This is a genomic window from Okeania sp. SIO3B5 (genome assembly GCF_010692555.1).
In the GTDB taxonomy this organism is placed as follows: domain Bacteria; phylum Cyanobacteriota; class Cyanobacteriia; order Cyanobacteriales; family Microcoleaceae; genus Okeania.
Genome location: NZ_JAAHHG010000361.1, coordinates 1 through 10,247 on the forward strand (window position 1 = coordinate 1; position 10,247 = coordinate 10,247).

Below are 10,247 nucleotides of genomic sequence, written 5' to 3' on the forward strand. Positions count from 1 at the left end.
TGTCAGGAGTCAGGATGGAAGAAAGAAGAAGAACTGGAGTTGAAGGAGAAAGTTTTTTATTACGCTCTTATCCGGACATGATATTATATCATGTCCGGTTGAATAGTGATAATACAGTTTTTAGGTGGTAGGTAGTAGGTGTTATACCAATTCAAAAAAAAAATGTTACAGATAATAAGCAGTATTAAAATAATTTGTAGGAAATATTTATTGGAGGAAAAAGATAAATTACTATATGATAAATGGCATAAAACCCATTTATTATGACTCCTGACTCCTGTCTCCTGACTCCTAAACAGTAACCTAAGTATTTGTAGCAAAGATTTATCAAACTGGTATTAGGTGGTAGGTGTAAATTCAAGAGGGAAGACTTGATAGGAGTGGAAATTTGGGATATTTCTTCAACATTGAGAAGAAAACATTTTTATTATACTTAATTATCCGGACATGATATAAAGGGTGGAAAATTCTCCCCTGCTCCCTGCTCCCCTGCTCCCCTGAAGTCTTAACCAAGAATGAAACAGCCCTGCCCTTCCTGGGAGGGGCGAGGGGTGGGTTGTCTCCTGATATCATGTCCGGTAGCATCGGAGCGTGTATAAAATTAAGGTGACACTCTTGAGAAAACCTTCTGCCTCCTGCCTCCAGCTCCCGCTGCCTTCCTTCCCTCCCCTCCTGGGAGGGGATAGGGGTGGGTTGTCTCCTGACTCCTAGCTAAAAAAACTTGATATTTATGAAGATACGGTTAGGCTATACTACCGATGATAGCATTGAGTATTGCTAATTCAAGTATTTTCTTTCTATCTCATCTGCTGGAAGTGGTTTGGAGAAAAAATAGCCCTGTCCAAAGTCACACTTGAGATTTTGGAGCCATAAAAGCTGTTGTTGTGTTTCAATACCCTCTGCAATAATTGATAATCCTAATTCTTGAGCAAGGGCTACAATTGTGTTCACAATCGGATAACGATTGTCTTCTGAGGTAAATTCGTTGATGAAGGAACGATCAATTTTGAGATTATTGACTGAAAAGCAGTTTAAATATTTCAAAGATGAATAGCCTGTACCAAAGTCGTCAATACTCACTTGAATCTGTCGAGCTTGTAACTCTTTCATCAGGGCAATAGCATTCTCAACACTAGCCATGATGGCACTTTCAGTAATTTCAAGCTTCAGACAGGCTGGATTAACCTTGGTTTCAGTCAACACTTGCTCAATGTCATCTAACAAGTTTGGTGAGTTAAATTGCCGGGGTGAGACATTAATACTCATAGTTAGCTCTGGCCATCCCTGCTGATGCCAAGTTTGCAGCTGCTGACAAGCTTTTTGAAAAATTAAAATTCCCACAGGCTCAATCAAACCGGAGGTTTCCATGGAAGGGATAAATACCCCTGGAGGGATAATACCTTTATCAGGATGTTGCCAACGAACTAACGCTTCAAAGCCGACTGTCTTTAAAGTTTCAAGGTGAATAATGGGCTGATAAAATGCAGTAAACTCCTGATTATTCAATGCTCTTTGAAGATCTGCTTCTAGGATCAAGCGATCGTGAAGTCGAGTATGCATCTCCGGGGAGAATATTTGAACACTTTCCTTACCTCTAAGCTTGGCTTGATACATTGCCGTATCGGCAGCCTGGAGAAGTTGCGTCGCTGTTTGACAGGTTTCCTGACTAAAGGCAATCCCCATACTAGCAGTCATGTAAATTTCACACCCTCCCACCAGAAAAGGTTTATGAAAACTGTTCCTAATCCTTTGAACTACCAAATCAATTCCAGCGGTATTAGCCTCATGAATGGGATCGACTACCCAGCAAAAAGCATCTTCACCAAGACGTGCAAGAATATCCCTAGGGCGAGTCAGTTCCAATAATCGTTTGGCGATCGCAACCAGTAGTTTATCTCCAAATAAGTGGCCAAACGAACCATTCACTAAATGGAACCGATCGCAGTCTAGAATAATAACAGCTAAGGTTGAGTCTTCCCTAGTCAAACGTTCAGCTAATAGCTCTAGGAGCTTGGTTCGACTTGGCAGTTTTGTTAGGCTATCTTGAGCAATCATAGTTTGTAACTGCTCTGTTCGTTCCTGTATAGTTGCTTCCAGGTAGGCATTGAAGGTAGATAATTGCTGATGTTGTTGGCGAATACGCAACATTGAACCCACGCGAGCTTTGAGTTCAAAACGGTTGACGGGCTTACTAATGAAATCATCTGCTCCAGCTTCTAAACATCGAGATAGAAACAGCTTGGCGCTCAGGGCAGTAACCATAATGATCGGAATAGATTGCCACTTAGGCATTGCTTTTAACTTCTGACAGACTACTATGCCATCCATCCCAGGCATCGCAACATCTAGGAGAATAAGATCGGGTTGAATAGAGTCAAGAGAATCAATTGCTGCCTCTCCACTCTTTGCATAATGTAATTCATAATTGTAGGTTGCGAGCAGGGCTTCAATCACATCGAAGTTATTTGGCTCGTCATCCACGATCAGAATTATTGGTGCTTTCATACTTTGACTGCCTCATTGAGCTAACAACATTTAATATCTTAACTTTATTCAGAATCCAGAATTCAGAATCCAGAATTCAGAATCCAGAATTCAGAATCCAGAATCCAGAATCCAGAATTCAGAATCCAGAATCCAGAATTCAGAATCCAGAATCCAGAATTCAGAATCCAGAATCCAGAAGAAAATAATAACGGCGTTGCTGATTTTGGGTATGATTTGATAATTTTATATTTTTGATTTTGTATTTTGGATGGTTTGAACTACTTGTTAATATTAACTGTTCCCTGTTCCCAGTTAAGTGTTCCCTATTCCCTATAAACCTAATTTCATACCTTAATTCAGCAATGCCATAATAACGTATAAATTGAGTATTTATGCGTAATATTTTCCCAAAAATTTGACTCTTAAGAAAGGTTAATGAAGATAATTTATACAGTATAGATATCTAGTAAATACGGGATTTTTATACTAATTTTAATGTTACAAATTGACTTGCGTGATGTGGGTTACAATGAATTTAATAATACAGAATTTATACCAATTTTAATGGGTGCATCTCAATGCGTGAATAAAGCCAAAAATTTATTGCTTTTAGGGAACAGGGAACAGGGAACAGGGAACAGGGAACAGGGAACAGGGAATATATAGGAAAAAAGTATTTTTGCAAATATGAGATGCACCCATTTTAATGCATTAATGCTATAGTTTTAATGGAATTTCAGTTATTAAGTAATAATAATGATTCAGTAATGAATGTAGAGGATTATCGGCATTAATCCAAAATATATTATGTCTTTAAACCCTACTCCCTACTCCCTACTCCCAAGGAAATGTAGCAAAACTTTTGATAAATGATATTAGACATTCTGAATTAATATCTGGGGTTGTCGCTATAGGTAATGGCGATCGCTAAAGGTTATTTATTGAGGATTTACGGAAAAACACTACATATATAGCAATCCTATTTGAGTTGTCTACAAAATTTAAGTTGCTTTTAGGGAACACTTAACTGGGAACAGTGAACAGGTAGGAATTTCAATTTTTTTATTTACTTTTTGATTTGTCACAACATTATTACCGAATTATTAATAACTAATAATTAATAATTAAACAATTCGCGCCTTGAAGCCTCCCCTTTTAAGGGGAAAAAAGCGGTTGAGGGATGGCGATCTTCGGAGCGGCTCTGTCAAGAGCGGGTCCCCTCGCCATATCCAATCAACCAAGAGAAGAAATAATATTTCCTTATTTTCAATTCCGTAGCGGTTTTAACCAGAGGTAATTATCAATTATCCATTATCCATTATCAATTAATGAAAGTAAGTTTTGTAGGAAAAAGTTTATCGGTAGATTCATAGTTTATCAAAATCAATTTATGATAATTTGATCTATCTATTAGACGAAAAATTGTATACAATTACTATGTCTTTAGTTCCGAAAAGAGTGGATATATGAATTTTCAATTTGTCACAAAATGGGCGACTATTAGTTGCTTTAGTTTAGTTGTAATTTCTGGTCTAGTTCAAAATAGTCAAGCTCAACAAAGTAGAGGAAAGGCTAGTTTTTTCTGTGGTACTGATGGGGGTAAACCAGCTACTATTGCCCGAATCCCACAACCCAATGGCAGTTCAGTTTTGAAAACTTTAATTATCTGGGAAACTAATGCTTTTAAAGGGTATCCACCAGAAAAACGTTGTCCTCTTGTTTCTCAGAAATTTGAGGATAATCAAAATACAGGTGATTTGAAATATATTGTTTCTGGTAAGGCAAATACTTGGCCGGTATTATGTGCTTCTAAGGATAGCAAAAATTATATTGTAAATTGTCCTGATGCTAATGTTTTGATGACTCTTTTGCCAGGGGATGACTCTCAAGAAATGATTAGAAAGCTGGGAGAGGCAAGTTATAAAAATTCAAGTACAGTGCTGAAACATAGAGCGCGTCAGGTATTCGTAAACAATGGAAATTTACAGGCAATTAATGTCTCTAAATGGATAAAAAATTCTCCCAGTACTGAATAAAATAATTAGTGTATTTGGGGGTGCAAATGATTAGCAAAATTTGTAGTGCGTTACGCTTCGCTAACGCACCGAAGACATGAAATTTTCCTGTATAAGCGTAACGTACCGAAATGAGGAAATTATAAAATGGCAATAGACTATAGTCAAATTATCCAAACTCTGATTAAAAAACAAGCTTTTTTGCACAAGAGAGGTAGCCTCTTCATCCGCCCAGAAATAAATTTCTTGTTTTACAGCAAAAGTCATCTAAAGATGACTAAATTTTTCAACCCCAAAATAACATTATAGTCATCTTTCAGATGACTTCAGCTATGAGCCAAGGATTTCAATCCTTGGCTTGGCGGTTAAGGTTATTTGTAGCAAAATTTGTAGGGTGCGTTACGCTTCGCTAACGCACCGAAGACATGGAATTTTCCTGTATAAGCATAACGCACCGAAATTAGGAAATTATAAAATGGCAATAGACTATAGTCAAATTATCCAAACTCTGATTAAAAAACAAGAGGTAGCCTCTTCATCCGCCCAGAAATAAATTTCTTGGCTTACAGCAAAAGTCATCTAAAGATGACTAAATTTTTCAACCCCAAAATAACATTATAGTCATCTTTCAGATAACTTCAGCTATGAGCCAAGGATTGAAATTCTTGGCGGTTAATGGCGGTTAATGGCGGTTAATGGTAATTTTATCAACCCAAAAACAATCACAATGAAAAACATCATCAAACTAACAATAATACTAACAACATTCACCTTGGTTAGTTGCGGTAAAAAAGCCGTTCAAAACCAACAATTATCACCACCAGAACAATCAACTTTAACTGCCACAAAATCGGGTACTCCTAAAAATATTATTGCTTTAAATAGATTAGCAGAACAAATCGTGGTTGAAATTGTCAGTGAGAATTTTTTGATCGGAGATAAATATATTACTGAAGCTTCAGGAGTCATTATTGGGAAAAAAAATTCGACTTATTATGTGCTAACTGCTAATCATATTTTTGATAGTGATGATGGACTTTTCGTAGTTACTCGCAGTGAAAAACCAGGGAAAAGAGGAGAAGAATTGCCTTTAAAATTTATCAAGCGTTACCCAAATGAAGATTTGGCTGTGGTGGCGTTTGCTAGTCTGACTGATTATGAGGTGGCGGTGGTGGGGGAAGCGAGTCTGCTGGATGATGAGGATGGAGTTTATGTGGGAGGGTGGCCTGGAGCTGACGATAGGGAGGGTTTTCAGTTTACTCCCGCTCAGGTAACTAACCCACGAGCCGGAAATAATTTGAATTATCAACCTACTGTACCTGGTGAGGATGTATCTGAAGGTATGAGCGGGGGTGCGGTTTTGAATGAGGCGGGGCAGTTGGTGGGTATTCATGTGGGGTTGGTGGAAGAAGGTGGAGATGGAGATGGGGTTTTGATTTCGACTTTTTTGCGGATGGTGTCGGAGGAGGTTGAGGAAGTTTTGGTGAGGGGAACTCCCTTTGCTTCAAAGTCTCAGGAAAGAGAAAATGAGATTCCCAAAAATTATGGTAATGCGACTTCATTTCCAACTAAGAAGGCTGTACTAACTCGCCATTCTATTTCCACCGCTACTAATATTTCTGAAGTCTCCACTTTTAATAAGACATCACTTCATACCGACAATGTTTGGTCTGTAGCCATAAGTCCAGACGGGCAGACTATTGTTACTGGTAGTGGTGACAATACTATCAAAGTGTGGGATATGGTAACAGGGAATCTGAAAGCTACCCTTATTGGTCATCACTCTGGGGTTGGTTCTGTAGCCATAAGCCCAGATGGAAAAACTATTGTTAGTGGTAGTAGTGACTGGACTATTAAAGTGTGGGATTTAGCAACAGGGAATCTCAAAGCTACCCTTACTGGTCATGGCTCTGGGGTTTTTTCTGTAGCCATAAGCCCAGATGGACAGACTATTGTTAGTAGTAGTAGAGACGAAACTATCAAAGTTTGGGATTTAGCAACAGGGAGTCTGAAAACTACCCTGACTGGTCATCGCTGGTCTGTTATGTCTGTAGCCATAAGCCCAGACGGACAGACTATTGTTAGTGGTGGTTGGGACGGAACTATCAAAGTGTGGGATATGGTAACAGGGAATCTGAAAACCACCCTTACTCATCTTGGCAGCTATGTTTATTCTGTAGCCATAAGCCCAGACGGACAGACTATTGTTAGTGGTAATAGTGATAGTGAATATGACGACAGTACTATCAAAGTGTGGGATATGGCAACAGGGGAACTGAAAGCTACTCTTTCTGGTCATAGCTCTGGGGTTGGTTCTGTGGCCATAAGCTCAGATGAGCAGACTATTGTCAGTGGTAGTTATGACAGCACTATCAAAGTGTGGGATATGGCAACAGGGAATCTCAAAGCTACCCTTTCTGGCCATAGCGACGATGTTTATTCTGTAGCCATAAGCCCGGATGGGCAAGCTATTGTTAGTGGTAGCATTGACAATACTATCAAAGTGTGGGATTTAGCAACAGGGAATCTCAAAGCTACCTTTACTATTGTTAATAAGAAATGGGTTGAGTCTATAGCTATAACCCCAGATAGGCAGACTATTGTTAGTGGTAGCAGTGACAATACTATCAAAGTGTGGGATATGGCAACAGGGAATCTCAAAGCTACCCTTTCTGGCCATAGCGACGATGTTAACTCTTTCGCCATAAGCCCAGACGGGCAGACTATTGTTAGTGGTAGTGATGACAAAACTATCAAAGTTTGGGATTTAGCAACAGGGAATCTGAAAGCTAGCCTTATTGGTCATCACTACAATGTTAAATCTGTAGCTATAACCCCAGACGGGCAGACTATTGTTAGTGGTAGTGATGACAAAACTATCAAAGTTTGGGATTTAGCAACGGGCAATCTGAAAGCTATCCTTACTGGTCATCGCTACTCGGTTATGTCTGTAGCCATAAGCCCAGACGGGCAGACTATTGTTAGTGGTAGTTGGGACAATATCAAAGTTTGGGATTTAGCAACAGGAAAAATAAAATCTACCCTTTCTGGTCATGGTTCTAGGTCTGTAGTCATAAGCCCAGACGGGAAGACTATTGTTAGTCGTAGTTTGTACGAGATAAAAATGTGGGATATGGCAACAGGGAACCTGAAAGCTACTCTTTCTGATCATAACGACGATGTTAACTCTTTCGCCATAAGCCCAGACGGGCAGACTATTGTTAGTGGTAGTGATGACTGGAGCCTCAAAATGTGGGATATAGCAACAGGGAATCTGAAAGCTACTCTTACTGGTCATGGCGACGATGTTAAATCCGTAGCCATAAGCCCAGACGGGCAGGTTATTGTTAGTGGCAGTTGGGACAATACTATCAAAGTGTGGGATTTAGCAACAGGAAAACTTAAATCTACCCTTACTGGTCATACCAGCGATGTTATGTCTGTAGCCATAAGCCCAGACGGGCAGAATATTGTTAGTGGTAGTTCGGACAATACTATTAGAGTCTGGTCATCACGTTAGTATTCGTAGGTTGGGTTGAGGTAACGTTAGCGTAGCTTATCCGTAGGATAAACCCAAAACGTAAAGGTGTTGTTGGGTTTCACTTCGTTCTACCCAACCTAGTTTGATCTATCTAACTCTACTAATACTCTAATTATCAATTATCAATTATCAATTATCCATTAAAAAGGAGCGATCGCTATGACTATGACTATTGCCAAGTGGACAGTTGCCGAATATCATCAAATGATTGCAGCAGGAATATTAGTGGAACGCTGTGTGGAGTTATTGAATGGAGAAATTGTAGAAATGGCGCCAGAGGGAGAATTTCATGCTTATACCAGTGATGAAGCAGCAGAATATTTGATATATCTGTTGGGGGAACGCGCTAAAGTCCGTCAAGGTAAGCCTATTACTTTACCACAAAATAATTCCGAACCTGAACCGGATATTGCAGTTGTACAACGTTTAGGTAGAAATTATCGCGAACATCACCCCTATCCAGAAAATATATTTTGGTTGATAGAATATTCTAATTCTACTTTGAGTAAAGATTTGGAGGTGAAAAGTAAGATTTATGCTGCAGTAGGTATTCCAGAATATTGGGTGATTAATTTGCAAAATTCGGAAGTTGTGGTATTTCGTTCTCCTACTAATACAGGTTATAATTCCCAAGAAATTTTGAGTCAGGGGGTAATTGTACCGTTGGCGTTTAGGGAACTGGAGGTTTCAGTCGAGAGATTATTTGGGGAGTAATTTGGGAGGCGATCACTTTCCAACTTTAGGGAATGTTTTTTTCCATTCAAAACTTTGTACTGTCGAGTTCACTAGACAAATTAGAAATCTGACTACTAATATCTTCATCCACTAATAATTAATAATATTCTGTTTTTAACAATAAATAATATTTCTAACTGATAACTTATAACTGAAATGACAACTACTCTTGATTTTAAAGATATTGCTGGTGCTTTACCAATTTTTGTCGAATCCGAACAAAAGGAAAAGTTTTTATTTGTTTTAGGTGCTTTGATGGCTAGATTAATTAGTTTGAGAAAAGGTGCAGAAATCATGGGAATTGATGCTGAGGAATTGTTGCAAATCTTGGATTTATTAGGCATTGAATTTTCCTATCTTTCTTCTGAGGATATAGAACAGGAACAAAGGTGGTAAAAGTTTTGAAAATTGTAATTAATTCGTCTCCTATCATCTTTTTAGTCAGGTTGCAAGCTTTAGAATTATTTCTTAATGACAATTATAAATTTTATATAACGCCCTCTGTTGTAACTGAAATTAATGCTAAAAGTGATGAGATTAGTCGGGCATTGACTCCTGTATTAGCAGCAGAAAAGTTAATAGTACAAAGCACTAATTTAACTTCTTTATTTAATCGGTTACATAAGAGTTTTGGTCGGGGTGAATCAGAAACTATTGCTCTGGCTACGGAATTACAAGCTGATTTTGTAATTTTAGACGATTTAGCTGCTAGAAAAATGGCTACTAATTTAGGATTAAATGTAAAGGGAACTTTAGCAATTTTGAAAAAGTTAGCTGTGGAGGGAAAAATAGAAATAGGTAATAAAGATGAGTTTTATCAAAATCTTGTTAACATCAAATTTAGAATTTCCCGTTCTATTTTTGATGCTGTATTTCGTGATGTTTAGGAGATGAATTGAACTAAAAAAATACTGTTCACACAGGAGATTTTTTTATTAACAGGACTTACTTCATTAATTGATAATGGATAATTGATAATTGATAATTACCTCTGGTTAAAACCGCTCTTGATTGAAAATAAGGAAATATTATTTCTTCTCTTGGTCGATTGGATATGGTTAGGAAACCCATCCATCCCTCGACCGCTTTTTTACCCTTAAAAGGGGAGGCTTCAAGGCGCGAATTATTTAATTATTTAATTAGGGCTTGCTGATTAAATATCAAAGTCTTGACTGGTATTGGTTTGAGTAATTTTATGTCTGGAAAAAGTGCGAGGTTTTAGGTGGTAATGGTTCAAAAATTCAGGATTTTGGTCAAGAGTTGGGCAGAATAATCTTGGGACAAAACGCCCTCTCCTACCTCCTCCAAATTCCCATTTCTCCTATCCCCCTCCTGGGAGGGGTTAGGGGTGGGTTGTCTCCTGTCTCCTACCTTCACCCATAAGACTTTTTCAGCAAACCCTAATTATTAATTCTTCGGTAAAGCACAAGGTCTTATTGCTGATAGCTGATGGATAATAGCTGAATGCT

General features: G+C 38.3%; 7 protein-coding genes. 6 read left to right on the forward strand and 1 reads right to left on the reverse strand.

The genetic code is table 11. The annotated features are described in order from the left end of the window. Nucleotides 1-777: 777 nt before the first annotated feature. Entirely contained in the window at nt 778-2,505 is a 1,728-nt protein-coding gene (locus tag F6K54_RS31815) for an EAL domain-containing protein (RefSeq protein ID WP_293086904.1), read from the reverse strand. 477 nt (nt 2,506-2,982) lie between these two features. Between F6K54_RS31815 and F6K54_RS31820 the strand changes: the two genes are divergently transcribed. The 6 genes from F6K54_RS31820 to F6K54_RS31845 all read left to right on the forward strand — a co-directional run bounded on the left by F6K54_RS31820 (nt 2,983) and on the right by F6K54_RS31845 (nt 9,665). Next, nucleotides 2,983-3,153 carry a hypothetical protein gene (locus F6K54_RS31820; RefSeq protein WP_293086906.1) on the forward strand — a complete coding sequence of 57 codons (171 nt, stop codon included), beginning with the start codon at nt 2,983-2,985 and terminating at the stop codon, nt 3,151-3,153. Between the two features lie 800 nt (nt 3,154-3,953). Continuing rightward, the gene (locus F6K54_RS31825; RefSeq protein WP_293086909.1) at nt 3,954-4,523 is read left to right on the forward strand and encodes a COP23 domain-containing protein; all 570 of its coding nucleotides are present in this window, start codon (nt 3,954-3,956) and stop codon (nt 4,521-4,523) included. A 706-nt stretch (nt 4,524-5,229) separates the two neighbouring features. Continuing rightward, nucleotides 5,230-8,022, forward strand: coding sequence for a trypsin-like peptidase domain-containing protein (locus F6K54_RS31830; RefSeq protein WP_293086912.1), 2,793 nt, complete (start codon nt 5,230-5,232; stop codon nt 8,020-8,022). Nucleotides 8,023-8,202: 180 nt separating this feature from the next. After that, a complete protein-coding gene (locus tag F6K54_RS31835) occupies nt 8,203-8,757 on the forward strand; it encodes a Uma2 family endonuclease (protein ID WP_293086915.1) in 555 nt (184 codons plus the stop codon). Nucleotides 8,758-8,934: 177 nt separating this feature from the next. After that, nucleotides 8,935-9,174: a hypothetical protein gene (locus F6K54_RS31840; protein WP_293086918.1), complete on the forward strand. Its 240-nt coding sequence runs from the start codon at nt 8,935-8,937 to the stop codon at nt 9,172-9,174. Nucleotides 9,175-9,179: 5 nt separating this feature from the next. Next, on the forward strand, nt 9,180-9,665 hold the full coding sequence (locus F6K54_RS31845) for a DUF3368 domain-containing protein (protein ID WP_293086921.1): 486 nt from the start codon (nt 9,180-9,182) through the stop codon (nt 9,663-9,665). The last annotated feature ends 582 nt before the right edge of the window (nt 9,666-10,247 follow it).

Bases quoted from the DNA above. Each gene is read 5' to 3' on its own strand.
- F6K54_RS31815 (WP_293086904.1), bottom strand. From the start codon at position 2,505: ATGAAAGCACCAATAATTCTGATCGTGGATGACGAGCCAAATAACTTC.
- F6K54_RS31820 (WP_293086906.1), top strand. From the start codon at position 2,983: ATGTTACAAATTGACTTGCGTGATGTGGGTTACAATGAATTTAATAAT.
- F6K54_RS31825 (WP_293086909.1), top strand. From the start codon at position 3,954: ATGAATTTTCAATTTGTCACAAAATGGGCGACTATTAGTTGCTTTAGT.
- F6K54_RS31830 (WP_293086912.1), top strand. From the start codon at position 5,230: ATGAAAAACATCATCAAACTAACAATAATACTAACAACATTCACCTTG.
- F6K54_RS31835 (WP_293086915.1), top strand. From the start codon at position 8,203: ATGACTATGACTATTGCCAAGTGGACAGTTGCCGAATATCATCAAATG.
- F6K54_RS31840 (WP_293086918.1), top strand. From the start codon at position 8,935: ATGACAACTACTCTTGATTTTAAAGATATTGCTGGTGCTTTACCAATT.